This window comes from Lysobacter sp. Root983 (assembly GCF_001429345.1).
Lineage (GTDB): Bacteria > Pseudomonadota > Gammaproteobacteria > Xanthomonadales > Xanthomonadaceae > Lysobacter.
The window spans coordinates 428,943-453,050 of sequence record NZ_LMJO01000016.1 but is presented as its reverse complement, the minus strand read 5'-3'; the positions used below and the strand labels follow the sequence as shown (position 1 = coordinate 453,050).

At 68.7% G+C, this 24,108-nt stretch carries 21 protein-coding genes and 1 pseudogene; 8 read left to right on the top strand and 14 right to left on the bottom strand.

All coding sequences use genetic code 11. The features are described 5' to 3' along the window. Positions 1-54 precede the first annotated feature (54 nt). Positions 55-1,002, bottom strand: a complete 948-nt coding sequence (locus tag ASE43_RS22365) for a DUF3426 domain-containing protein (RefSeq protein WP_235568755.1) — start codon at positions 1,000-1,002, stop codon at positions 55-57. A gap of 34 nt (positions 1,003-1,036) precedes the next feature. Beyond that, on the bottom strand, positions 1,037-1,957 hold the full coding sequence (prmA, locus tag ASE43_RS14125) for a 50S ribosomal protein L11 methyltransferase (protein WP_057160921.1): 921 nt from the start codon (positions 1,955-1,957) through the stop codon (positions 1,037-1,039). Positions 1,958-2,215: 258 nt separating this feature from the next. On the opposite strand from prmA, the gene ASE43_RS14120 reads away from it, so the two are divergent. Both ASE43_RS14120 and ASE43_RS14115 read left to right on the top strand, forming a co-directional pair. Further along, positions 2,216-3,226 (top strand): hypothetical protein, encoded by a 1,011-nt coding sequence (locus ASE43_RS14120; protein ID WP_235568754.1) that lies wholly within the window; start codon positions 2,216-2,218, stop codon positions 3,224-3,226. Beyond that, positions 3,223-3,570, top strand: a pseudogene (locus tag ASE43_RS14115) (hypothetical protein); the annotation flags it as partial. The gene ASE43_RS14120 and the pseudogene ASE43_RS14115, both read left to right, overlap by 4 nt. Positions 3,571-3,829: 259 nt before the next feature. Here ASE43_RS14115 and ASE43_RS14110 read toward each other — a convergent pair. The 9 genes from ASE43_RS14110 to ASE43_RS14070 form a co-directional block, all read right to left on the bottom strand. Continuing rightward, positions 3,830-4,069 (bottom strand): hypothetical protein, encoded by a 240-nt coding sequence (locus tag ASE43_RS14110; protein ID WP_056180340.1) that lies wholly within the window; start codon positions 4,067-4,069, stop codon positions 3,830-3,832. Positions 4,070-4,137: 68 nt separating this feature from the next. Beyond that, entirely contained in the window at positions 4,138-5,505 is a 1,368-nt protein-coding gene (gene accC, locus ASE43_RS14105; RefSeq protein WP_056180338.1) for an acetyl-CoA carboxylase biotin carboxylase subunit, read from the bottom strand. Then, positions 5,498-5,935 (bottom strand): four helix bundle protein, encoded by a 438-nt coding sequence (locus ASE43_RS14100; RefSeq protein WP_056180335.1) that lies wholly within the window; start codon positions 5,933-5,935, stop codon positions 5,498-5,500. Before ASE43_RS14100 ends, accC begins: the two co-directional genes overlap by 8 nt. A gap of 27 nt (positions 5,936-5,962) precedes the next feature. Beyond that, positions 5,963-6,442, bottom strand: a complete 480-nt coding sequence (gene accB, locus ASE43_RS14095; protein ID WP_056180332.1) for an acetyl-CoA carboxylase biotin carboxyl carrier protein — start codon at positions 6,440-6,442, stop codon at positions 5,963-5,965. 42 nt (positions 6,443-6,484) lie between these two features. Next, positions 6,485-6,931: a type II 3-dehydroquinate dehydratase gene (gene aroQ / locus ASE43_RS14090; RefSeq protein WP_056180330.1), complete on the bottom strand. Its 447-nt coding sequence runs from the start codon at positions 6,929-6,931 to the stop codon at positions 6,485-6,487. A gap of 244 nt (positions 6,932-7,175) precedes the next feature. Beyond that, positions 7,176-7,778 (bottom strand): TlpA disulfide reductase family protein, encoded by a 603-nt coding sequence (locus ASE43_RS14085; RefSeq protein WP_082607294.1) that lies wholly within the window; start codon positions 7,776-7,778, stop codon positions 7,176-7,178. Continuing rightward, positions 7,778-10,231 (bottom strand): protein-disulfide reductase DsbD, encoded by a 2,454-nt coding sequence (dsbD, locus tag ASE43_RS14080; RefSeq protein WP_057160920.1) that lies wholly within the window; start codon positions 10,229-10,231, stop codon positions 7,778-7,780. Before dsbD ends, ASE43_RS14085 begins: the two co-directional genes overlap by 1 nt. Further along, positions 10,224-10,559, bottom strand: a complete 336-nt coding sequence (gene cutA, locus ASE43_RS14075) for a divalent-cation tolerance protein CutA (protein ID WP_057160919.1) — start codon at positions 10,557-10,559, stop codon at positions 10,224-10,226. Before cutA ends, dsbD begins: the two co-directional genes overlap by 8 nt. A gap of 68 nt (positions 10,560-10,627) precedes the next feature. Next, on the bottom strand, positions 10,628-11,551 hold the full coding sequence (locus ASE43_RS14070) for a LysR family transcriptional regulator (RefSeq protein ID WP_057160918.1): 924 nt from the start codon (positions 11,549-11,551) through the stop codon (positions 10,628-10,630). Positions 11,552-11,645: 94 nt separating this feature from the next. Between ASE43_RS14070 and ASE43_RS14065 the strand changes: the two genes are divergently transcribed. The 3 genes from ASE43_RS14065 (at position 11,646) to ASE43_RS14055 (ending at position 16,471) form a co-directional block, all read left to right on the top strand. Beyond that, positions 11,646-12,656 (top strand): NAD(P)-dependent alcohol dehydrogenase, encoded by a 1,011-nt coding sequence (locus ASE43_RS14065; protein WP_057160917.1) that lies wholly within the window; start codon positions 11,646-11,648, stop codon positions 12,654-12,656. 537 nt (positions 12,657-13,193) lie between these two features. Next, on the top strand, positions 13,194-14,372 hold the full coding sequence (locus tag ASE43_RS14060; protein ID WP_057160916.1) for a hypothetical protein: 1,179 nt from the start codon (positions 13,194-13,196) through the stop codon (positions 14,370-14,372). Beyond that, positions 14,372-16,471: a WG repeat-containing protein gene (locus ASE43_RS14055; RefSeq protein ID WP_057160915.1), complete on the top strand. Its 2,100-nt coding sequence runs from the start codon at positions 14,372-14,374 to the stop codon at positions 16,469-16,471. The genes ASE43_RS14060 and ASE43_RS14055 overlap by 1 nt, the downstream gene beginning before the upstream one ends. 432 nt (positions 16,472-16,903) lie before the next feature. Here ASE43_RS14055 and ASE43_RS14050 read toward each other — a convergent pair whose 3' ends face one another. Both ASE43_RS14050 and ASE43_RS14045 read right to left on the bottom strand, forming a co-directional pair. Further along, positions 16,904-18,682: an endonuclease gene (locus ASE43_RS14050; protein ID WP_056180306.1), complete on the bottom strand. Its 1,779-nt coding sequence runs from the start codon at positions 18,680-18,682 to the stop codon at positions 16,904-16,906. An 85-nt stretch (positions 18,683-18,767) separates the two neighbouring features. Beyond that, entirely contained in the window at positions 18,768-19,184 is a 417-nt protein-coding gene (locus ASE43_RS14045; RefSeq protein ID WP_082576554.1) for a helix-turn-helix transcriptional regulator, read from the bottom strand. A gap of 966 nt (positions 19,185-20,150) precedes the next feature. On the opposite strand from ASE43_RS14045, the gene ASE43_RS14040 reads away from it, so the two are divergent. From ASE43_RS14040 to ASE43_RS14030, 3 genes are all read left to right on the top strand, one after another. After that, positions 20,151-20,438 (top strand): co-chaperone GroES, encoded by a 288-nt coding sequence (locus tag ASE43_RS14040; protein ID WP_056180300.1) that lies wholly within the window; start codon positions 20,151-20,153, stop codon positions 20,436-20,438. A gap of 126 nt (positions 20,439-20,564) precedes the next feature. After that, positions 20,565-22,205: a chaperonin GroEL gene (groL, locus tag ASE43_RS14035; protein WP_056180298.1), complete on the top strand. Its 1,641-nt coding sequence runs from the start codon at positions 20,565-20,567 to the stop codon at positions 22,203-22,205. 129 nt (positions 22,206-22,334) lie between these two features. After that, a complete protein-coding gene (locus tag ASE43_RS14030) occupies positions 22,335-23,558 on the top strand; it encodes a right-handed parallel beta-helix repeat-containing protein (RefSeq protein ID WP_162258796.1) in 1,224 nt (407 codons plus the stop codon). A 160-nt stretch (positions 23,559-23,718) separates the two neighbouring features. Here the strand turns inward: ASE43_RS14030 and ASE43_RS14025 are convergent, their stop codons facing one another. Further along, on the bottom strand, positions 23,719-24,072 hold the full coding sequence (locus ASE43_RS14025; protein ID WP_057160913.1) for a hypothetical protein: 354 nt from the start codon (positions 24,070-24,072) through the stop codon (positions 23,719-23,721). Between the last annotated feature and the right edge of the window lie 36 nt (positions 24,073-24,108).

Here is a 24,108-nt window from a genome sequence, read left to right as displayed (position 1 = left end):
GAGGGGGAGTCTAGCGCGCGACGGTCGCGGCGGACAACGCGACCGTCGCAGTTTTTATCGGAAGTCGAAGGTGAATGCGACGATCCGGGGCGCCGGCTCGACCACGTCCAATTGCACCGTCGCGCTCTGCCCGGGGGCGAGTTCGTCGGTGGGGGCGTGGCCGCGGCGGTAGTCGGAGGGAGCGAACGCGCGCTGGCCGACCTCCCGGCCATCGACATCGGACAAGGTCAGCAGCAAGGTCGGCCAACGCTGCGGCCAACGCGCATCGTTGCGGAAGCTGGCGTTGACGCGCAACACGCCCGGCGCGCCGGGGCTGGGGCGCACGTTGCGGTTGAGCATGCTGTAGGCGGTGGGCTCGTGCCAGGGCGGAAGGCTGCAGCGCAGTACGCCGCACAGCGCGCCGACCAGCGGGCGCCAGCGCGCATCGGCGGCCAGTTCCTGGCGTTGGGCCAGGACCAACTGCAAGCCCAGCGCCAGCACCAGCACGGCGATCGCGGCGACCGCGCGCCAGTCTCGGCGCGTCGGCGCTGCCGCTGCGCTGCCGCGCACGAAACTGGGCGCGTCGCGCTTGGCGCGCGGCGTGCGCACGGTGCGGGACGGGCGGGTGCGCGTGTCGGGCAGGGCGGACGCGGCCACCGCCTCTTCCAGCGAGGGCACGGCGGCGGCGGTGGCCGCCGCTTCGGTTGCGGCGCCGTCGGCGTCCGCGGTGGCGGACGCGAGCGCGTCGGCGGGTTCCGGTTCCGGCGATATGGGCGCGCTTGCCGGCGACTGATCATCGGGCGCGGGCGGCGCCTCCGGCGAGACTGCGTCGGCCTCGGGCTCCGCGTCGCCGGGCGCGATGTCTGCGTCCGCGCCGGCGGCGTCGGCCGCATCGGCCTGCAAGGGGCGCTCGCAACGCGGGCAGCGTTGCGGCGTTTCGCGCGCCCCGCTGCCGGCGGCAGGCAGGATCAGCGCGACCAGGAATCCGCAATGTGGGCAGGCGACGAACATCGGCGTATTCAAGCACGCCGGCTTCGCCGCTGTCCGCCCCCCTGACTCAGCGGCGACGCGTGCCCGTGACGCGCATCCAGTCTTCGAGGCGGTCGGCGCGCAGGTCTTCGAAGGCGTCGGCGTAGCGCGCCAGCACGTCTTCCTCCTGCCCGGCGAGGATGCCCGACAGCGCGATGCGGCCGCCCGGCGCGACGCGCGCGGCCAGGGTATCGGCCAGCGCGATCAGCGCCGAGGCGAGGATGTTGGCGACCACGATCGGGTAGGTCGCTACCGGCTCGTCCTGCGGCAGGTAGACCTGCATGCGTGCGGCCACGCCGTTGCGTTGCGCGTTGTCGGCGGTGGCGAGCAGGGCCTGCGGGTCGTTGTCGACGCCGATGGCGTGGGCGGCGCCGAGCTTGAGCGCGGCCAGCGCGAGGATGCCCGAGCCGCAGCCGAAATCGAGCACGCGGGCCTCGCCGAGCTGGCCGTCGGCGGCCAAGCCGTCCAGCCACTGCAGGCACAGCGCGGTGGTCGGATGGGTGCCGGAGCCGAAGGCCAGGCCCGGGTCGAGCCGGATCACCGCCGCGTCGGCGGCGTCGGCGCCCTCGGGCAGGTCGTGGTTCCAGGGCACGATCCAGGTCCGCGCGCCGAAATGCAGGGGCACGTACTGGTCCATCCAGGCGCGTTCCCAGTCCTGGTCCTCGACCGCGCGGAAGCGCGCCTGGGTCCAGTCCAGGCCGGCGTCGAAGGATTCCAACGCGGCCAGCAGCACCAGTGCGTCGGTCTCGTGCGGGAACAGCGCGCTGAGCACGATCTCGTCCCACAGCGGGGTTTCGCCGACGCCGGGTTCGAGGATGGCGTGCTCGTCGTCGGTGTCGGCATCGGCGTCCAGCATGGTTACGGCCAGCGCACCGACGTCGTCCAGCGCGGTCTCGTAGCGGGGCTGCTCGGATTCGCGGCAACGCAGGGTCAGTTCGAGGAAGGGCATCGCGGTCGCAGCGGATAACGGGACCGCATTATCCCACCCTTGGCCGCGGTTCCGGTTCAGGTCGGGCCGCCGCCGCCGTTCGTGCCGCCGACGGCGCCGGTGGGCCGGCCGTTTCGGCGCCGGCTGACGGCTTGCTTTACTATTCGAGGTATCAGGGTGCCACCCGCTACCGCGCGCAGGCTGCGCGGCGAGGAAGGGCGGGCCCGCTGGCACCAGGCCGCAGGACCCAGCCCCGCACGCGGCGGAGATCAGGACCGAATGTCCGACTTGCTGACATCCCAGCTCGAGAAGCAGGCGCCGCCCGCGGCTCGGGCCGGCGTGTTCGCTTCCGTGCGGCCGATGTGGGCGGTGGCCGCCGTGGCTTTGCTGGCCGGCGGCGTCTTGTACGCGCGGCGCGGCCAGGTCGCGCCCGATGCGGCGCCCGAGAGCGCCGCGACCTCCGCCAGCTCGGTCACCGGCGCTAGCGCTGGCACCGGCCATGGCGTGGGCGATGCGGAGGCCGACGCGCCCCAGCGCACGCGCGCGCTGACGCCGGCGCAGCGCTTGCGCGAGCGCTTCGAGCACAGCGACGATCTTTACGGTTACGCCCAGGAGCTTGGCGCGGCGGCGCGCGCGGGCGAGCCCGAATCGACCTGGATGCTCAGCCGCGTGCTCGACTACTGCGCCGGCTACGCCGCTTCGCCCGCCGACTACGGCCGCGATACCCAGGCCATCGCCGGCATGAACCTGCGCACCTCGGCGGCGATGGCGGCGGCGCGCAATCGCGTCGGCGAACGCTGCGCGCGGTTCACGCCCGCCGACGATCTGTCCTACGCGACCATCCAGCGCACCCGCATCCGCGCGGCCAAGGCCGGCAGCCTGCCGGCGGAAGCGGCGCTGATGGGCATGGACCAACCGCTGCAGAACGACGAAGCCTATGCGCGCGACCTGGTCGACCGGGTGCGCAATTCGCTGGACCCGGAGGCCTTCTTCGCGATCTCGCCGAAGATGGGCATCGCCTCCAGCGGTCGCAAGAATTTCTACGGACCGGTGGCCGGTACCCAGTTCTCGGAACTGGCCTGGCAGCTGGCCGCTTGCAAACTGGGGTTGGATTGCAGCCCCAACAGCGTGCTGATGACGACTTATTGCGCCAACGGAGGTATCTGCTCGCAGGACCCGAACCAGGACTTCAGCAGCTTCGTATTCGACGCGGCGGTGCCGCGCCAGGGAACCGAAGTGATGAACGACATGGTCAACGGTCTTGTCGGCGGAACGAGGATAACCAAATGAAAGACAAGCGCTTCGTACACAAGGCCAAGCTGGGCTTCTGGGTGCTGCTGTTCGCCGCCTATTCGGTGGGTGCGGCCGGGGTCGTGATCGACGTGCTCGCCGACGACTACAGCGAGCTGTCGCAGGTCGCGGTGACCACGGTGCACTCGCCCGAACAGACCCGGCGCGCGAGTTCGGCGCAGATCGCGGCGATGTATCGCGCCCAGAGCGGCACGCCGTTCTCGTCGCTGCCGCCCGGAAGCACCTTCAAGGTGGTCTGGCCCGACGGCTCCAGCGAGTACGTGATGATCGTCAGCCCGGCGTCGAGTTCCGGCGCGCAGCCGATCCAGGGCACGCAGTCGCGTGCGCAGGGCGGCCCGATCACGGTGCCCGCGCCCGGCGGCCTGGACGGCGTCAGTGTCGGCGACCTGGGCGAAGTCGGCGAGGTCACGGTGCCGCGCCAGTTGGATTGAGCGCGCGCATCGTCGCGCCGCCAGGGCCGCGCCGCGGATCGAATGCGAATCCGCGACGGTCGCTCATCCCAGGCGCTAGCGCGCGCCGGGACGCTTGAACCGCAGGGCCGCCTACTGGGCGGCCCTGATCGTTTCCGCCATCGGCCGCCGATCAGGTTGGATCGCGAATAGCCCGATAGACGCCGATGCCGAGGAAGAGGCCGATCTGGCATAGCAGCAGCGCCAGCCAAGCTGCCTTGATGACGATCAGGACCAGCGCGGACAGCGCGATCGACATCAAGGCCCACCAGTAGCTGTAGTCGTACTGCGCGCCCACCGACTCGATGCGGCCCGCGCGAAAGAACGTGACCGCGCACACCAGGGCCAGCACCACTTCGATACTGATACCCACAGGCTTCCCCATGCGAAGACGGCGCCGGTGTTCCAGCGCCGTCGGAAGGTCCGCTACCGGCGATCGGATCAGACGATCGAGATCGACTTTTCCTTCTGTTCCTTGAGGCGCTTTTCCAGGTAATGGATGTTCATGCCGCCCTGCTGGAAACCGGCGTCGGACAGGATCCGCTGCTGCAGCGGAATGTTGGTCTTGATGCCGTCCACGACCATCTCGCTCAGGGCCACGCGCATGCGCGCGATCGCGGTTTCGCGGTCGGGGCCGTGCACGATCAGCTTGCCGATCATCGAGTCGTAGTTGGCCGGAACGCGGTAGCCCTCGTAGATGTGGCTGTCCACGCGCACGCCCGGGCCGCCTGGGGCGTGAAAGTGCTGGATCAGGCCGGGGCTGGGCAGGAAGCTGTCCGGGTCCTCGGCGTTGATGCGGCATTCGATCGCGTGGCCGGACAGCACCACGTCGCTTTGCTTGATCGACAGCTTGTGGCCGGCGGCGATCATCAACTGCTCGCGCACCAGGTCGATGCCGGTGACCAGCTCGGTGACCGGGTGCTCGACCTGGATGCGGGTGTTCATTTCGATGAAGTAGAAGCGGCCGTTCTCGTACAGGAACTCGAACGTGCCCGCGCCGCGGTAGCCGATGCGGATGCAGGCCTCGACGCAGACCTTGCCGATCTCGGCGCGCTGCTCGAGGCTGATGCCCGGCGCCGGCGCTTCCTCGACCACCTTCTGGTGGCGGCGCTGCATCGAGCAGTCGCGTTCGCCCAGGTGGATCGCGTTGCCCTGGCCGTCGGCGAGGACCTGGATCTCGACATGGCGCGGGTTCTCGAGGAACTTCTCCATGTAGACCATGTCGTTGCCGAACGCGGCCTTGGCCTCGGACTTGGTGGTCTGGATCGCGGCGTTGAGGTGGGCCTCGGTGTGGACCACGCGCATGCCGCGACCGCCGCCGCCGCCGGCGGCCTTGACGATGATCGGGTAGCCGATCTCGCGCGCGATCTTGATGTTGGTGGCGTTGTCGTCGCCGAGCGGGCCGCCGCTGCCGGGCACGCAGGGCACGCCGGCGTCCTTCATCGCGCGGATCGCCTCGACCTTGTCGCCCATCAGGCGGATGGTGTCGGCCTTGGGCCCGATGAAGATGAAGCCCGACTGCTCGACGCGCTCGGCGAAGTCGGCGTTCTCGCTGAGGAAGCCGTAGCCGGGGTGGATCGCCTGGGCGTCGGTGACTTCGGCCGCGGCGATGATCGAGGCCATGTTGAGGTAGCTCTCGGTCGACGGCGCGGGGCCGATGCAGACCGACTCGTCGGCCATGGCGACGTGCTTGAGATTGCGGTCGACGGTGGAATGCACCGCGACCGTGCGGATGCCCAGCGCGTGGCAGGCGCGCAGGATCCGCAACGCGATTTCGCCGCGATTGGCGATGACGACTTTATCAAGCATGGGATTTGGGATTCGAGATTAGGGATTCGTAAGGCGCGTGCGTCTCACTGACGGCGCGCGGCGATGAGTCGAGTGAGCGGATCAAGGCATTTAGACGGGCGAACGTTCGGTCCATCAGGTCGGCGTCCGTGGCGTCCTCGGTGAGGTAACCGACGCGGCGCGCGATCTCGTACTGAGTGCTGACCTCGGCGAGCGAGCCGCGCGCTATCGCTAGGAATCGCAGGTACTCCTGCCGCGAGCGACGCGCTGCGCCTTCGGCAATGTTCGACGGAACGCTTACGGCGGCTCTGCGCAATTGCAAGGCCAGACCCAATCGCTCCGTGTCGGGAAATGAAGCCGTGATCCGGTAGATCGATTCGACCAGCAACATAGCATCGCGCCAGACCTCAAGGCGCTCATGCGGCCGCTGGTTTTCCGAATCCCTAATCACGAATCCCGAATCCCGTCGTGATCGGCCTTAGCCGATCACGAAGAGCGGCTGATCGAACTCGATCGGCTGGCCGCTCTCGGCCATCACCTTGAGTACGGTGCCGGACACGTCGGCCTCGATCGGGTTGAACATCTTCATCGCCTCGATGATGCCCAGGGTGTCGCCGGCCTTGACCGCCTGGCCGACGCTGACGAAGGCGGGTTTGTCCGGCGACGGCGAGGTGTAGAAGGTGCCGACCATGGGCGCGCGCACCACGTGGCCATCGGGCAGGTCGTTGGCGGGCTTGGCGCTGCCGCCGGTGGCCGCTTCGGTGGGCGAGTGCATCGGCATCGCCTGCGGCGGGCGCTCGGCCATCGGCGCGGCCTGCATCATCGGCTGGGCCACGGCGTAGCCGCCCTTGGGCGTGCGCGCCAGGCGCACCGACTCTTCGCCCTCCTTGATCTCGATCTCGGCGAGGTTGGATTCCTCGAGCAGGTCGATGAGTTTCTTGATTTTGCGCAGGTCCATGGGCGGGCCTCAGGTAATGCCCCGGGCGACGGGGCGGTGGTTTCAGGATTGGGGATCGAGCCGCTGCAGCGCGGCATCCAGCGCGTAGCGGTAGCTGTCCGCGCCGAAGCCGCAGATCACGCCCAGCGCCAGATCGCTGAAGTAGCTGGTGCGGCGGAAGTCTTCGCGGCGGTGCGGGTTGGACAGGTGGATCTCGATGAAGGGGATCGCCACCGCGGCCAGGGCGTCGCGCAGGGCCACGCTGGTGTGGGTGAACGCGGCTGGGTTGATCAGGATCAGGGCGGTGCCGTCTTCGCGCGCGGCCTGCACGCGGTCCACCAGCACGTGCTCGGCATTGGACTGCAGGCTGTCGTAGCGGTGCCCGGCGGCCTCGGTGCGGCCGCGCAGGTCGGCATCGATCTGCGCCAGCGTGGTGCGGCCGTAGACCTCCGGCTCGCGCGTGCCGAGCAGGTTGAGGTTGGGGCCGTGCAGGACCAGAAGCGTCGCCATCGGAACCGGAGCGGTGGCCTTCAAAGGGCGGCAGTGTGCGTGAAGGCCGGTGCCATGTCCAGAAGTTCGCCGCCAAATCGGCGAAGTTGTTACGATTTAAGCGGTTGTTTGAGTGGCGACTCTAAATTTCCCGGCGCCCGGGCACGTTGCCGGCGCAATCGCCGACGATGGCGCGGGGAGGCGGCGCGATGGGCGTAGGGGCAAGGTGGCGCCGGCGAGGCCGGCTGTCAATCCGGGGCTTGGCTCACTGCGCCGAGCCGACCCAGGCCTCGAGTTCGCCGGGTTCGAACGGCCCGATCTTCTGCTTCAGCAGCCGCCCCTCGGCCGAGACCAGGGCGGTGTAGGGCAGCACGCCCTTGGGATTGCCCAACTGCACGCCGGCGTCGCGCGGGCCGGCCCGGTCCAGCAGGATCGGGTAGCGCACCGGCACCCGGCGCAGGAACTCGCGTACCGCATCGGCGTCGTCCAAGGCGATCCCGACCACCTGGGTGCCGGTCGCGTCCTGCTGGGCGGCGTAACGGTCCAGTTCGGGCATTTCCTGGATGCAGGGGCCGCACCAGCTGGCCCAGAGATTGATCAGCACCGGCCGGCCGGGGTACGCCGAGGGCAGACGCAGCGGCTTGCCGTCCAGCGTAGGCAGCTCGATCACCGGCACCGGCGCGCCGCGCGAGGCCACGGCCAGGCCCCGCGGCGGCGCGGGCGCGGTCGAGGCGATCACGCCCTGCAGCACGCGCTGCCCAGCCTCGGTACGCAGCAGCGGACCGGGGCCGTTGAGCCAGATCCCGAGACCGGCGCCGAGCACGCCGGCGATGCCGGCCACCAGCAGGACTTTCGCGGTCGACCCCATCAGCGCGCGCGCCGCGCGCGTTCGACGAACTTGGGCGCTTCCTCGAAACCGAACAGGCGCAGCTCGCGACGCTCGGCGCCGCCGGTGTAGTACAGCGTGGCCGGCGGGCCGTGGATGCCCAGGCGCTTCATCAGCGCCGCGTCGAGCTCGTCGTTGGCGGTCACGTCGGCCTTAAGCAGGACGAAGCCGGCCAACGCCTCGTGCACTGCGGGCTCGGTGAAGGTGTACTTCTCCATCTCTTTGCAGGACACGCACCAGTCGGCGTAGAAGTCCAGCATCAGCGGCTGGCCGGCGGCCTGGGCCGCGGCGACCTCGCGATCGAGGTCGGCCACCGATTTGATGGTGCGGAACGGCAGCTCGCGATGCGCGGCGGCGCCGCCGCGCAAGCCGGCCAACGGCTGCAGCGGATCGCTGCCGCCGGCCAGGGCGCCGACGATCTGGGCGGCGCCGGTCAGGCCCAGCAGCAGCGCCGCGGTCCAGCCCAGCGCGCGCAGACCTCCGCTAGCGCCGACGCGGCTGGCGACCAGGCCGATCGCGGCGGCCGCGCCGCACAGCAGCGCGCCCCACAAGGCCAGCACGAACGGGCCGGGCAGGATGCGCGACAGCATCCACACCGCCAGGCCCAGGAACACGAAGCCGAACGCGCGCTGCACGCCCACCATCCACGGCCCGCTGGTCGGCACGCCCTTGCCCGCGGCCACGCCGAACGCGAGCAGCGGCACGCCCATGCCCAGGGCCAGCAGGAACAGGGCCGCGCCGCCGAACCACTGGTCGCCGCTCTGGCCGATGTAGAGCATCGCCGCCGCCAGCGGCGGCGCCACGCAGGGGCCGACGATCAGCGAGGACAGCGCGCCCATCGCCGCCACGCCCAGCCAGGAGCCGCCGCGCTGGCGGTCGCTGAGGCTGCCCAGGCGATTGCGCAGCGCGGCCGGCATCTGCAGTTCGTAGAGGCCGAAGCTGGACAGCGCCAGCAGCACGAACAGCAGCGAGAAGGCGACGATCACCCACGGGGTCTGGAACAGGATCTGCAAGTTGGCGCCGACGCTGGCCGCGATCACGCCGGCGATCGCGAACACCACCGCGTTGGCCAGCACGTACACCAGCGACAGCGAGAACGCGCGGCGCACGCCGATGCCCGGGCCGTGGCCGGCGATCAGGCCCGACAGGATCGGGATCATCGGCAGCACGCAGGGCGTGAACGACAGGCCCACGCCCATCGCCAGGAACACCAGCAGGGTGAACCAGCGGTTGGGGCCGGACAGAGCGGCGGCGAGCAGGCTGTCTTCGGCTTGCTCGGGGGCCTGGGTGGACGCGGATTGGATCGCGGCCACATCGGCTTGCGCTGCACGCACATCGGCGCCGGTTTGCGTGGCGGCGGACGATGCAGGGTCCGCGAGCGCCGTCGCCGCTTCGGCGTCGGCTGCCAGAGCGGCGCCAGCGGCTTCCGGATTGGCGGCGTCCGTCGCCGCGACCGCGGGCTCCACCGCGATCTTGCCGCGCGGCAGATCGATCGAGACGGTGCGCGTCATCGGCGGATAGCAGATGCCGTCGGTCTGGCAGCCCATGAAGTGCGCGGTCAGCACGAACTTGGCGGCGTCCTCGCGCGTGCGCCGCAGCGGCAGCGGCACGTCGATCTGCTCGAAGAACACGATGACCTGGCCGAAGTGCTCGTCGCGGTGCGCGCTGCCGCGCGGCCATTGCGGCGCGCCCAGGGCGATGCCGGCCTTGCTCGCGGCCGCATCCAGCTTGAACGAGGTCTTGTCGCGGTACAGGTAGTAGCCGCGCGCCGGGGTGAAGCGCAGCAGCAGGGTGTTGCCGTCGCCGGGGATGGCCTCGAAACCGAAGGCCTGTTCCGGCGGCAGCGGCAGCGCATCGGCGCCGGCGGCGGCGCTGGGCGCGTTGCCGAGCAGGCCGCCGCCCAGCGCCGGTGCCCCGCCTGTGCCGGCATTGCCGAACGCGACCAGGGGTTCGTCGTTGCCGGCCGCCGCGTTCGCGGCCGCGGGCAGGTTCACGCTGACATTGCGCGTCACCGGCGGGTAACAGATGCCGGCGTCGGCGCAGCCCTGGTACTTGATCTGCAGATCGACGCGGGTGGCGCCGGCGCGGCCGGGCAGGGTCGCGCTCAGGGCCTTGCGGTAGGTCTCGACTTCGCCGAAGAACTCGTCCTTGTGCTTGTCGCCCTTGGGCAGCTGCAGCGCCTGCGCCGCGAACGCGGGATCGGCCTTGACCGAGATGCGGTGCTTATAAAGGTAGTAGCCGTCGGCGATCTTCCAGCGCAGCACGATGCGGTCAGCGGCAGGCGCCTCCGCGCTCAGCACGAAGGCCTGTTCGACCGGCAGCAGATCGGACTCGTCGATCGCCAGGGCCGGGCCGGCCAGGGACAGGCCGAGGACGAGCGCAGCGGCGGCGTAACCGGCGCGCGCGCGCCGGAGCAAGGCTTTCAGTTCAGTCATCGTCACGAGTCTGTTCGGCCACCCAGTGCAGGTACTGGGGCAGGCCGCCGCAGGCTTCGACCGCGACAGCCTCCGGCAGTTCATAGGGATGCAGCGCCCGCAGGCGCTCGATCAGGGCGTCCAGGCGGTCGGCGCTGGTCTTGATCAGCAACTGCACCTCGTCCGCGCTTTCCACCTGGCCCTGCCAGCGATAGGTCGAGCGCAGGCCGGGCAGGCGGCTCACGCAGGCGGCCAGCCGTTCGCCGACCAGGGCCTGCGCGATCGCGTCGGCGCTGGCGGCATCGGGGCAGCTGCTGAAGACCAGGCGGATGGGCGAGGGTGCGGGCATGAGGGGCGCAGTGTAATGCCCGCCCCTGGGCGCGGCGACCGTGGAGGCGGCCACGGACCGTTCCGCGCTCAGCCGCCGGCGAGCAGGCGTTCCCAGTGCGCGGGCCGGCCGATCGCTTCCTCCAGGAAGTCGATGAAGACCTCGACCTTGCGCGGCCGGTACTCGCGCCCCGGATAGACCGCGTAGAGGCCGATCGGGACCAGGCTCCAGTCCGGCAGCACCTCGCACAGGCGGCCGTCGGCGAGTTCCTGGGCGACGGCGAAGGTCGCCGTTTGCAGGATGCCGCCGCCGTGCAGGGCGGCGTCGACCAGGGGCGCGCCGTAGTTCGAACGCAGGCGCCCGCGCACCGGCACCCGCAAGGTCTCGCGGCCGCGGTGGAATTCCCAGGTCGCCACATCGCGGAACAGGGTGTAGTGCAGGCAGTCGTGGCCGACCAGCTCGCCGGGCGCGCGCGGTGCGCCGCGGCGCTGCAGGTAGTCGGGCGAGGCGACCAGGATCCGGCGGGTGTCGGCCAGCCGGCGCGCGACCAGGCGCGAATCGTCGAGCGCGCCGATCCGGATCGCCAGGTCGTAACCCTCGCCGATCAGGTCGACGTAGCGGTCGTCGAACTGGGCGTCCAGGGCGATGCCGGGCCAGCGCTGCAGGAACGCGGGCAGGCGCGGCATCACGTACAGGCGGCCGAAGTTCATCGGCAGCGACACCCGCAGCTCGCCGCGCGGTTCGCCGCCCAGGTCGTGCACACGCTCGGCCGCCGAGGCGATCTGGGCCAGCGCGGGCGCGATCTGGGCGTAGTAGTCGCGGCCGGATTCGGTGAGGCTGAGGCGGCGGGTCGAACGGTTCAGCAGCTTGGCGCCCAGCCGGGTCTCCAGTGCATGCAGCCGGCGCGTGATCGCGCCGGTGGTCACGCCCAGCTGGCGCGCGGCGGCGGTGAAGCTGCCCTGGGTGAGGATGGCCTCGAAGGCCTCGAGCTCGGAGTACAGGCCGCCCAACATTATTGATATTCACTCAATGATGAGTTGATGGGCTGATCCTATATCTACTTCTACCTCAACAATAGTCTGTGTCTCCCCGATCCGGAGACACCCCATGGACGCTTACCAATTGCAGGGCCACCACCTGGACAGCCTGCGCCAAGTGCGCCTGCCCGAGCCCGCGCCCGGCCCTGGCGAGGTGCGGATCCGCACCGAGGCGGCCTCGATCAACTACCGCGACTACGCCCTGGCCACCGGCCTCTACCAGCCCGGGCTACCGCGCCCCTTCGTGCCGCTGTCCGACGGCGTCGGCCGGATCGAGGTACTGGGCGAGGGCGTGAGCGGCCTGCAGGTCGGCGACCGCGTGCTCGGCCACTACACGACCACCTGGCTGGACGGTCCCTTCCGCTCCGAGAACCATGCCCACAAGCTCGGCGGCCCGCGCGACGGCTGGCTCGCGCGTTCGATCGTGCTGCCCGCCCCCGCGGTGCTGCCGGCGCCGGCCTACCTCAGCGCCGCCCAGGCCGCGACCTTGCCGGTGTCGGGCCTGACCGCCTGGGCGGCCCTGCGCAAACTCGCGCTCGCGCCCGGCGCGAGCCTGCTGGTGCAGGGCAGCGGCAGCGTGTCGCTGATGGCCATGCAGCTGGCGGTGGCGCGCGGCGTGCGGGTGATCGCGACCAGCGCCGACCCGGCCAAGGCCGAACGCCTGCGCGCGCTGGGCGCCAGTGCGGTGATCGATTACCGCCAGCGCCCCGACCTGGCCGCGGCAGTGCGCGAACTCACCGACGGTCGCGGCGTCGACGGCATCGTCGACGTGGTCGGCGGCCCGGGCCTGGTCGAATTGCTGGGCGCCGCTGCCGACAACGCCCACATCGCCATCGTCGGCTTCCTCAACGGCTTCGAAGTCGCCGGCAATCTGATCGCGCCGATCATGGCCCACCAGCTCAATATCCACGGCGTCAGCGTCGGCAGCGCGCGCGACTTCGCGGAGTTCCTGGCCGAGCTCGAACGCCACCGCATCGAACCGTTGGTGGGCGAGGTGTTCGGCTTCGACGACGCCCCCGCCGCGATCGCCTCGGTCGCGCAGCAGCGCGTGTTGGGCAAGCCGGTGATCGTGTTCGATTGATCGAGCTTCGCGGCGAAGGCGAAGGCGAAGCGAACGTTCAGCGTACCCGCAATGCGCGAACCCCCACCCTGTAGTAGCGGCGCAAGCCGCGACCGCGCAGTAACCGAAGTCGCGCGGTCGCGACTCGCGCCGCTCCTACCCCAAAGCCCACGCGGCGATACGTGGAGGAGACGTTGCTGCAAACAGGCGACGACGGTTCCCCTGTGGGAGCGGCGTGAGCCGCGAYCGCGTCGTAGCCGMAGTRGCGYAGTCGCGACTCACGTCGCTCCTACCCCAAAGCCCGCGCGGCGATATGTGGAGGAGGCGTCGCTGCGAACAGGCGACGACGGTTCCCCTGTGGGAGNCTGCGAACAGGCGACGACGGTTCCCCTGTGGGAGCGGCGTGAGCCGCGATCGCGTCGTAGCCGCAGTAGCGCAGTCGCGACTCACGTCGCTCCTAMCCCAAAGCCCACGCACATCATCGACAGCTGCGATCCGCCGCCGGGCCGCGCATCGCGCCGGGTTATCCTGAGCGCCCGACTCGCAACAGGATCGTGCATGGCGTCGCATCAAGGACGGTGGTGGTGGTCGCTATGCCTGTTCGCCGCCGCCGCGCCCGCGGCAGAGCGCCCGCAATGGCTGCCTTTCATGGGCGGCGAAACCAGCCAGGCGCATGCGATCCATCTGTCGACGCAGAAGCTGCGCCCGGACGGGCTGCTGGAATCGGCCAGCCGCTATCCGCGCACGTCCGCCGCCGGTTGGACCGCCGAGCAGCACCAGCGCGGCTGGTACGAGTATCTGGAACGCCTGATCGATTGCGAAAGTGGCCTCTACGTCGACACCGCGCTGTCCTTGCTCGATCGCGACAACCGCCTGGTCGCGCGCCGCGAAACCCGCCGCGACGATCAATTGCAGCAGATCGCGCTGACCCGCTCCGACGTGGCCGCGCATCGCTGGCCCAGCCACAGCGAAATCTGGCTCGCCTGCGCGGCCAGCCGCGATCCCGCGGTCGGCGCCGATGCGCGTTCGACGATGAGCGACAACGGTGGGCACTACGCCTACGACTTCGAGGCGATCGGCGCCTCGCTTCCGTCGGACGGCAACGGCCTGTACGAACGTCTGCGCGCGCAGTACGACGCCGAGCGAGCGCGCGACTCGATGCCGTCGCCGCAGCCCGCGGGCCCGGTGGCGGGACCCTACAAAGGCGCGCCGTGGCTGACCGTCGGCGACCACGAGGCCGGCGCCTGGCACCTGGCCGGCCTGCGCCATCGCGGCGGCGGCACGATCGAGGTCGCGCAGCGCGCGGGGCGCGACCGACAGCCGCCGCCTGCGGTACCCGACGATGCGGATCTGCGCATCGAGCACAAGATCGACTGCCGCACCGGCCTCACCGTGCCGGTAGCCAGGGCCTACTACGCCGCCGACAGCGAACGCCTGTTGCTGCGCACGTCCACGCCGGTGTTCGACACCGTGCAGACCCTCTCGCACGACGCCCAAGGGGCGAGTGCCTGGACGCCCTGGTTGGGCCCGTCGATACCGGGCGACGCGGCCGCGTTGTGCTTCGCCGCCGCCGCGCGCTGCAACGGCGGAAAGGCGCAGGCGCCGGGAACGCTGTTCGAGATCGATCCTGAAGACTTGCCCGCCGCCAGCGGCGCGCCCTTGCTGCTCGCGGCGCGCGCGCGCTGGCTCGCGCATCGCGACGGCTTCGTTCCTGCCTGCCTCATTGGAGTTCCCTGATGCGTATCCGCCCCTTGCTGCTGGCCACCGCGCTGTCGTTGGCCGCTTTCGCCGCCGCGGCGCAGGAGCCGCCGCTGCAGATCTTCTCGGTCAAGAACGAGTTGACGCGCTGGCGCGGCGATGGCCTGCGCGACGCCCAGGGCCGCGTGGTGCTGGCGCCGGCCGGTTTGCTCACCGCGCTCGGAAACGGCGGCTTCATGGCCCAGCGCGACGGCGCCTACTGGTTATACGACGCGCGCGGCGCGCGCATCGGCGGCCCCTATGACAGCCTGGAAGTGGTGGATCCGGCCCTGGATGCCTTGATCGTCGGCGTCGGCGGCAGCCCGGTGCTGGGCGGCGATGGCGGCTTGATCGATGGCCGCGGCCAAACACTGATGGCGCCGGTCCAGAAAGATTTGCGCTACCTGCCGGGCACCCGCTTGTTCTCGTTCGAACAGGCGCGGCGCTGGGGCCTGGCCGACGCGCGCGGCCAGATCGTGGTCAAGCCGATCCTCGACAGCGTCAACGATGCGCCGGGCGCGGTGCTGGTCGGCGACGCCGGTCGGCAGGGCCTGATGGACCGCACGGGCCGCTACGTGGTGCCGTTGAGCGAACACCTGGTGTCCTCGCTCAACGACAGCGCCGGCGCCGCCACGGGTTACTTCGCCGTGTGCGATAGCCAACGATCGAGCTGTCGTGGCGTCGACGGCGGCGGCCGGCCGATTCTGGGCGGGCGTACCTTCTCCGAAGCGACGTTTCATCGCGACCTCGCGCGCTGGGTCATCACGCCGGCGCGCGAGCCGGCGGCGACGGTCGCGGCCGACGATCCGGTGGTCGCCGCCGTGGCGGTGCAGCTGGGCTGGACCCTGGCCGACGAGCAGGGCCGCACCCTGGCCACGTTCGACTGCGGTTACCCGTACCGCGCCGGCGGCCTGTTCCGCGGCGCGCGCGCCAAAAGCGATGCCGGCGACTGCCTCTGGGGCCTGGTCGACCGCGATGGCAAATGGCGCGTGCCGGCGCGTTACGACTCGATCGAGCCGGCCCACAACGCCTGGGGCGTGAACGCGGAAACGCCGGAGGCGAAGGCCGACGAATACGAGGTCGGCATCGAAGGCGAGGACCGCGTGCGCCGTTACGGAATGCTCGCCGCGGATGGCAGCGAAGTGCTGCCCCCGCGCTACGCGCAGATGTACGACCGCTATCCCGAACTCGGCCTGTACGTGGTGCGCCAGGGCGACAAGATCGGTTTGGTCGATCGCCAGGGCCGCTGGCGTGTGGAGCCCCGCTATAGCGAGACCGCGCCGAACTCCAGCCTGCCGCTGCCCTATCTGATGTTGAGCGAGCGCGACGACGACGGCGACGGCCCGCAGCGCGAGCGCGACTCGCTCATTGACCTGCGCACCGGCAAACCCGTATTCGCCGGCGACTACGAGTTTCTGAGCGTCGGGTACGACTTCCGCTGGGAGAAGCTCGGCCTGCCCTGGGAAGAGTTCGCCGTCGTCGAGGCCAGACGCAACGGCAAGTACGGCGCGCTCGATCTGCAGGGCCACGTGATCGTTCCGTTCGAGTACGACAGGTTGGAGGGTCTGGATGCCTGGGGGCGGCTGCAGCCGATGCGCGGAGAACGCGAATTGCCCTGGGTGTCCGGATTGGGGCCGCAACGCAGCGCGCGCTTGCACGAGGCGCTGTCGCGCAAGTTGCGCACGGAGCCGGCGCCGTACGCCAGCGAGGGGGCGCCGTACGCCGGACGCTACGTGCCCGCCGACTATCGCAGCGCCGAGCAGGTGCGCGTGGCGGCCGCCGCGGGTCGTTTGTCGCGCGCGGTCGCGCCGCTGCTGTTGCTGGACGCGGACACGGTGATCTTCGACCTGGACATGATCGCCAGCAAGCAGCGGCCGGATTTCGAGTTCCTGGAGTACTACTGCGCGCGCGACGACGGTTTCGACATTCCCTTGCCGGCGGCGGCGACGTTCGAGAACGCCTGCGAGGACCCGGCCGCACCGAAACTCGAATTCCGCGCGCGCGCCGACCAGGCCTGGGACTGCGCGAACTGCGCGCGCCAGGGCCTGCCCACGCAATGGGTGCGCACCGATCCCGCGCCGGATGCGGCGATGCCGTAAGACGCGCGAACGACCGCGGGATCTTCGCGGGTCCTTGGCGAAGTCGTGCGCCGCGACCGTGCAAGGCGACCAGGATCCTGTGCTGTAGGAGCGGCGCAAGCCGCGACCGCGCCGTAGCCGAAGTGGCGTAGTCGCGGCTCACGCCGCTCCTACCCCAAAGCCCGCGCGGCGATACGTGGAGGAGGCGTTGCTGCGAACAGACGACGACGGTTCCCCTGTAGGAGCGGCGTGAGCCGCGATCGCGTGGTGGCCGAAGTGGCGTCATCGCGGCTCACGCCGCTCCCACAGAAAGCGGCAGGCCATCGCCAAGCGGCAGACCATCGCTGCGAGTAGGCACCTGCAGCTAGAGAATGCCCCTCCCGCTGGTTTCGCCTTCCCAAAAAACGAACGCCCGCATCTCGCGGGCGCTCGTCATAGCGGCAGTAGCCGCGATTACGGAATCAACACGCAGCTAGCCGGCTTGCTCGAAGTGAACAGCGCGTTGCTCGCCCACTCCGGATGATCGATGAAGGGATTGCGGTTGCCCTGGAAGCTGAAGATCACTTCGTTGCGTTCCAGTTCGGCTGCGTCCGGCGGATCCTGGGTGTGCCAGGCCAGCAGCGTGCTCAGCAGGCCCATGTAGGCTGGCGAGGACGAGGTGATCACGATCTTGCTGCGGTCGTCGGTGAGCTCCAGATCCGGCTCGCCCTGGCCGGTGACCGGATGGCTGTCGCCTTCGTAGCGGATCGCCATGTACAGCACCGCGCGCGCCATGTTGCCCTTCATGTGGTTCCAGACCTGGAACGAGCCGGCGTTGCCGTCGGGCGTCTTGACCCAGTTGGAATTGCCCGGATACACGCCGCTGCCGCCGCCGTAGCCGGCGTTGGCCTCGGTGATGCGCTCGCCGCAACCGCTGGCCAGGGTGCAGTCCGCGTACGGCTTGTTGCCGCGGTCGGCGTTCCAGGTCGCGTCGGTCAGGTACAGCATGTGGGTATCGGTGTACGGCGCGTAGGGCAGGCCGAGGTTGCCGGTGGTGCTGCCGAAGCCCAGCGAGTTCGGCCAGGTGTGCTCGCGGTTGTACTTCAGGCCGCTGCCGCTGCCCGCGCGGTCGGTGACCTTGAGGTAGCTGCGGTTGCGATAGGCGTCGAGGATGCGGCCGGAATTGTTCGGATCCTCGTCGGCGATCTCCAGGATGGTCCAGGTGTTGGTGGTGCCGCCGCTGTAGGGATAGACCGTGTGGCCCTTGATGGTCTCGTGCAGCGAACAGCGCAGCTGGCTGGCGCTGCTGGTGTTGACGTGGGCGTAGTAACCGCCGCCACCGCCGCCGCTGGCCACGCTGAAGTTGACCACGGTGTTGGCGGACGGATGCGCGCCGCCGCTGTCGGTGACCTGCGCAGCGACCACGGTGTAGGTGCAGCTCTCGCCCGCGACCAGCGCGGTGCCGGTGGAGGCGGTGAAGCTGGTGCCGCTGGACGGGTAGGTCAGCGCGATCGTGCCCGAGCTCGCGCACTGCAGCGTGAGCGCGCCGCTGCCCAGGGTCACCGCTTCGCTGAAGCTGACCGCCAGATCGCCGGCGGCCGGGAAGCTGTTGCTGCCGTTGGCCGGTGTGGTCGAGGTCACGGTCGGCGCCGGGTTCGGCGTCGAGAAGGTCTGGCCGGCGTTGCAGGCACCGAAGCTCTGCGCGGCCGAGGCCTGCCAGGTGAAGTTGGCGTAAGTGCTGCCGCTGCCGGACAGGCGCAGCGAGGTGCCGGCCGCCGTCGAGCCGCTTTCCGAGACCGGCAGGTTGGTGCTGGTCATGCCCGCGGCCGGGCCGCTGGAAGCGGTGATCGCGCCCTCGTAGCTGAGGAACTGGACCACGTTGCCGCTGCCGTCGACCAGCGCGAAGCCGTCGTTGCTGCCGTTCTGGATGCCGTTGGTGGGATAGCTCAGCACGCCGATGCGCACGCTGCCGCCGCAGGACACCAGGCTGCCGGCGGGCAGCAGGTCGTTGTCGTAACTGGTGGCGGCCGACGGCGTCGAGCCGTTGTACAGATAGATGCGGTAATTGCTGAGGGTTTCGCCGGCGGTGGCGACGACCTCGATCTTCTCGCCGACGTCGCCCGCGGAGGTGGCGTCGTCGTAGTGGAATTCGTTGATGAAGACGGCGGCCGGTGCGGCGGTGGGCAGCGCGGCGGCCATCAGCAGGCTCAGGCAGGACAGGCTCAGACAGGAACGACGTAATGACAACGACATTGGGCGACTCCCTTTCCCCAGGTAGTCGCCGGAGTCTAGTCGGCCTTTGTGACATCGTCTGCCGCAGCGCAGCAGGCGGCGCCGCCTACAAGACCACGCGTGTGCCCTTGGTGAGCGTGGCGCGTGGACGGCCGGTGCGCAGCTCGGCCAGCTGCTCGGCGATTTCCACCAGCGGCGCCTTGGACTTGGTCGGGGTGTCGCGGAAGGCCACGATCAGGCGCAGTTCCAGCGGGTCCTCGACCAGCAGGGCGTCGGCGGCGGCCACCGAATCCATTTCGGTGTCGGCCGACAGGTTCATCTTGCCGCGCCCGGTCGCCAGCCATTCGAACTGCACGCCGGTAATCAGCGCGACCTCGCGCAGATGCGCGACGCTGGGGAATTTGCCCTGCGCGCTTTCCCAGTGGCCGACCGCGCTACGCTGCACGCCGACGGCCGAACCCAGGGCCGCTTGCGACATGCCGGCGTGGCGCCGGGCCAGTCGAATCCGTTGTTGAGGCGTCATCCTTGCGCTCCTTGCTAGGTGGGTTAGGGGTTTTTGCCTAAGAAATAGCCATTTGCTACCAAAAGTCACTAGGCGACCAATAGAGAGGAGACCTTGTGTGCTTTCGGTAGCAATATGAGCTTACTGGGTGGTCGTAAGTCAATGGTGACGGCGTTCATGCTTTCGCGGTGCCACCAGGAGTCGGCAGATTTCGCGACCAGGCACCTAGAAAATGTGACGTGGAGTGAACACCATCCACTCACGCCAACAAGGATGTGGGCAAACGACACGAGGTCGGTTCGGGGGAAGGGGCGCAGGATCGCGCCATGCTGAGGACGGCCGTCTCCGCACCAAAGAGCGCGTTCCACGGGACGCGCTCTTTTCTTTTGGGCGATCGGAACGCGCGCGACGCGATGCGCAGCGCGATGCGAATCGCAAGCCAGCTTCCACTCGATGTTTCGAGTGCGCCTGCTTTGGGGCAGGAGCGGCGCAAGCCGCGAGCGGGCCACCACTGCGATGACGCGATCGCGGCTTACGCCGCTCCCACACGGACAGATGCGTTTGCGGGCGATGCATTCGATGCGTCCGGGTCCAGGGGCGCGCGCGGGCCGGCCTGTCGTGGTGCCTGCCTTGGGGCCTACTTTGGGGTAGGAGCGGCGCAAGCCGCGACCGCGCGACTTCGGCGGCGACGCGGTCGCGGCTTGCGCCGCTCCTACAGGGAGGGACTGCCGCCACCGCCGCCGCTCCAGCATGAGAGGCCTCCGCCACCGCTCCAGCACTAGGGCTCCCGCCGCCGCCCGAAGGCTGCGCGGCCCTACCGCCCGGCGGCCAATCGCATCCCGGCGCTTGAAAAGCCCCGCCGCCGCCCCATCTCGTGGCTATCCCGGTTCGCCGGGCGTTTTTTGTCCCCGGCATTGGCACTCCGCCGGGGCGACTGCTAAAATTACCGTTCTTTCTCCACCCATTCAGTCACTTACAGAGGTCGCCATGAATCTCAAGCCGCTTTACGACCGCGTTGTGGTCAAGCCGATCGAAGCCGACGAAGTCTCCGCCGGCGGCATCATCATCCCCGACGCCGCCAAGGAAAAGTCGACCAAGGGCGAAGTCGTCGCCGTCGGCGAAGGCAAGGCCCTGGACAACGGCAGCCTGCGCGCGCCGAAGCTCAAGGTCGGCGACAAGGTCATCTACGGCCAGTACTCGGGCAGCTCCTATAAGCAGGACGGCATCGAATACAAGATCCTCAAGGAAGACGACGTCCTCGCGATCGTCGGCTAAGAGCCGAGATTCGGGATTGGAGATTCGGGATTCGTAAAGCGCTTGCGCTGTGATCCCGCCCAACCCGACGTCTGCTCCCGCTCTTGCCAATCCCGAATCCCAAATCTCAAATCCCGGAGTTTCAAAATGGCTGCCAAAGAAATTCGTTTCGGTGAGGACGCTCGCGCCAAGATGGTGCGCGGCGTCAACGTGCTCGCCAATGCCGTCAAGGCCACCCTCGGTCCGAAGGGCCGCAACGTCGTGCTCGAGAAGAGCTTCGGCGCGCCGACGATCACCAAGGACGGCGTGTCCGTCGCCAAGGAGATCGAACTGGCCGACAAGTTCGAGAACATGGGCGCGCAGATGGTGAAGGAAGTCGCTTCCAAGACCTCCGACAACGCCGGCGACGGCACCACCACCGCGACCGTGCTGGCCCAGGCGCTGATCCGCGAGGGCATGAAGGCGGTCGCCGCCGGCATGAACCCGATGGACCTCAAGCGCGGCATCGACAAGGCCGTGATCGGCGCCGTCGAAGAGCTGAAGAAGATCTCCAAGCCGTCGTCGACGAGCAAGGAAATCGCCCAGGTCGGCGCGATCTCGGCCAACTCCGACGCCGACATCGGCGACCTGATCGCCCAGGCGATGGACAAGGTCGGCAAGGAAGGCGTGATCACCGTCGAGGACGGTTCGGGCCTGGAGAACGAGCTCGACGTCGTCGAGGGCATGCAGTTCGACCGCGGCTACCTGTCGCCGTACTTCATCAACAACCAGCAGTCGATGTCGGCCGAGCTGGACGACCCGTTCGTGCTGCTGTACGACAAGAAGATCTCCAACGTGCGCGACCTGCTGCCGGTGCTGGAAGGCGTCGCCAAGGCCGGTAAGCCGCTGCTGATCGTCGCCGAGGAAGTCGAAGGCGAAGCGCTGGCGACCCTGGTGGTCAACACCATCCGCGGCATCGTCAAGGTCTGCGCCGTCAAGGCCCCGGGCTTCGGCGACCGTCGCAAGGCGATGCTGGAAGACATGGCCGTGCTGACCGGCGGCACCGTGATCTCCGAGGAAGTCGGCCTGCAGCTCGAGAAGGCCACGATCAAGGATCTGGGCCGCGCCAAGAAGGTGCAGGTCTCCAAGGAGAACACCACCATCATCGACGGCGCCGGCGACGGCGACTCGATCCAGGCCCGCATCAAGCAGATCAAGGCCCAGATCGAAGAGACCTCGTCGGACTACGACCGCGAGAAGCTGCAGGAGCGCGTGGCCAAGCTGGCCGGCGGCGTTGCGGTGATCAAGGTCGGCGCTTCGACCGAGATCGAGATGAAGGAAAAGAAGGCACGCGTTGAAGACGCGCTGCACGCCACCCGCGCTGCCGTGGAAGAAGGCATCGTCCCGGGCGGCGGCGTCGCGCTGCTGCGCGCCAAGGCCGCGATCGCGGGCCTGAAGGGCGCCAACGAAGACCAGAACCACGGCATCCAGATCGCCCTGCGCGCGATGGAAGCCCCGCTGCGCGAGATCGTCACCAACGCTGGCGAAGAGCCCTCCGTCATCCTCAACAAGGTGCAGGAAGGTTCGGGCGCGTTCGGTTACAACGCCGCCAACGGCGAATACGGCGACATGCTCGAGTTCGGCATCCTGGACCCGACCAAGGTCACCCGTACCGCACTGCAGAACGCGGCTTCGATCGCCGGTCTGATGATCACGACCGAGGCGATGGTCGCCGAGCTGCCGAAGAAGGACGAGCCGGCGATGCCGGGCGGCGGTGGCATGGGCGGCATGGGCGGCATGGATTTCTAAGTCCGTAACACCCGCAAAACGCAAACGAAAAGCCCCGCAGCGATGCGGGGCTTTTTTGTTGCGCGCGATCGCGGCCATTTGCGGCGCGCCGTCGATCTGACTAGGCTCGAACGACGGACGACTGACCACATGGAGCGCGATATGAAGATGCGGATTGAGTTTGTGCGCAAACTTTGCGTAAAAAATGCACTCAAAAAATTCAGTGTTTCCTCGGCTCTGATTCTGCTCATATTCGCGGCTTGCGCCGTGGCTCCGGCGAGTGCCGCTGGCGGGATCTTCACCGTGTACATGGCGCCAGCCGATGCCGGCGGTTCGGACTTCAACGATGGGCTGAGCACCGCTACCCCGGTCGCCACGTTGGCGGAGGTGCAGAAAGTGCTGACCGATGCGCGGCCGGATTCGGATGTCGAGGTTCGTATTCGCCAGGGCGTGTACGAGGCGCCGCCGCTGGGCTCGTGGACCTTCTATGTACCGGGCCACACGGTCTCGTTCCTGCCCATCGACTACGTTTATGGCGCGGGCGGAGGCAGCATTGCCGGGCTTCCCGTGTTCAGGAACAAACAGAACAGCGACGGCACCTATCCGAATGGGCCCTGGTTGATCGCACGCGTGGGCGGCGCATTGCCCAACGGCGGCGACAGTCGGTTGCGCTTCTACTATCTGCAGGTCGAAAAATACTCCGATGGCCTCAGCGTCGCCGGCCTGCCCTACGGTGAGGACACCGATGGCGGCAATCCCGCCTACTACGCCAAGAACACCGCGGGACTCAACCGCAACGTCGTGTTCGGCATGTACTTCTTGAATATCGGCACCTACTGGACCGGCAACGATACCGGTAGCGGATACGGCGCCATCGTGCTGTCAAACTCATCCAACAACTTGATCGAGAACAGCCACTTCATACGCGTCGAGAACCAAGCCGGTCAGCGGGCGCAACTGCTGCATGGCGTCTACCTCGGTCATTTCAGCGACAACAATTCAATCAAGCGCAATCGCTTCTATTTCAACTCGGGTGCGCCGGTGAAGGTTCGCGATCGCAGCAATTTCAACGCCTTCGATAGCAACACCTTCGAGCGCGCGGGCGCCACCGAATTCTATGCCGACGATGTGTGCGATCCCGAATGCCAGGCGCGTTTTCCGGAAATCGCGCGTGCGCTGGAATGCGCGGGATACCACAATAGCTTCATCAACAATCGGTTGATCTCCGCTTATCAGGGCGGCATGCCCGAACGCGTCTGGCGCATGTTTCCCTGGAGGCGGACCGACGATGAGTCGCAGCATTACGCAGGCGATCCCGCGCGTTGCACGCTTCCGGCCAACGAAGTGCGTCTGTATGTGAGCGGAAATCTGTAGCGGTTGCAGTGCGTGCGCCGTTCGCGCGAAACCAAAAAACCCGCCGCGAGGCGGGGTTTTTTGCGCGTTGCGAGGGCGACGCGACCGAGTCGGGCGATACGCCTTGCGCGGGTATCCTCACGCCTTCGTGCAGAGGCTCGCCCCGGAAGCGCAGCGTGGCCTAGTGTTGGCGGATCGTAAACGCCAAGGTCGTGCCGCGCACCTCGAAACGGGCGGCCTCGCCGTTGGGCGCGTATGCCACCGAAGGCCCGCTGCGCCGCACGCCGCCGACCGCGCCGATGCGCAGGCGCACGTGATCGCCCACGTTCAAGCGCTGGCCATGAAAATGCAGCGTTCCCAAATCGATTCGTTGGCCCCGATGGTGCGTCATGCGGCCGAGCAAACGGGTCTGGCTGATCACTTGGCCGTCGACCAGGCGTTGCACGACGAAGCGCGCCACGAAGGCGCCTACGTGGATGTAGTCGATGTACTGGTAATGCGGTTCCGGTTCCGCGGACGCTTCTGGCGTGTGCATGGCAGGCCCCCCTCCGTGTGCGCAGCAAGATCGTTC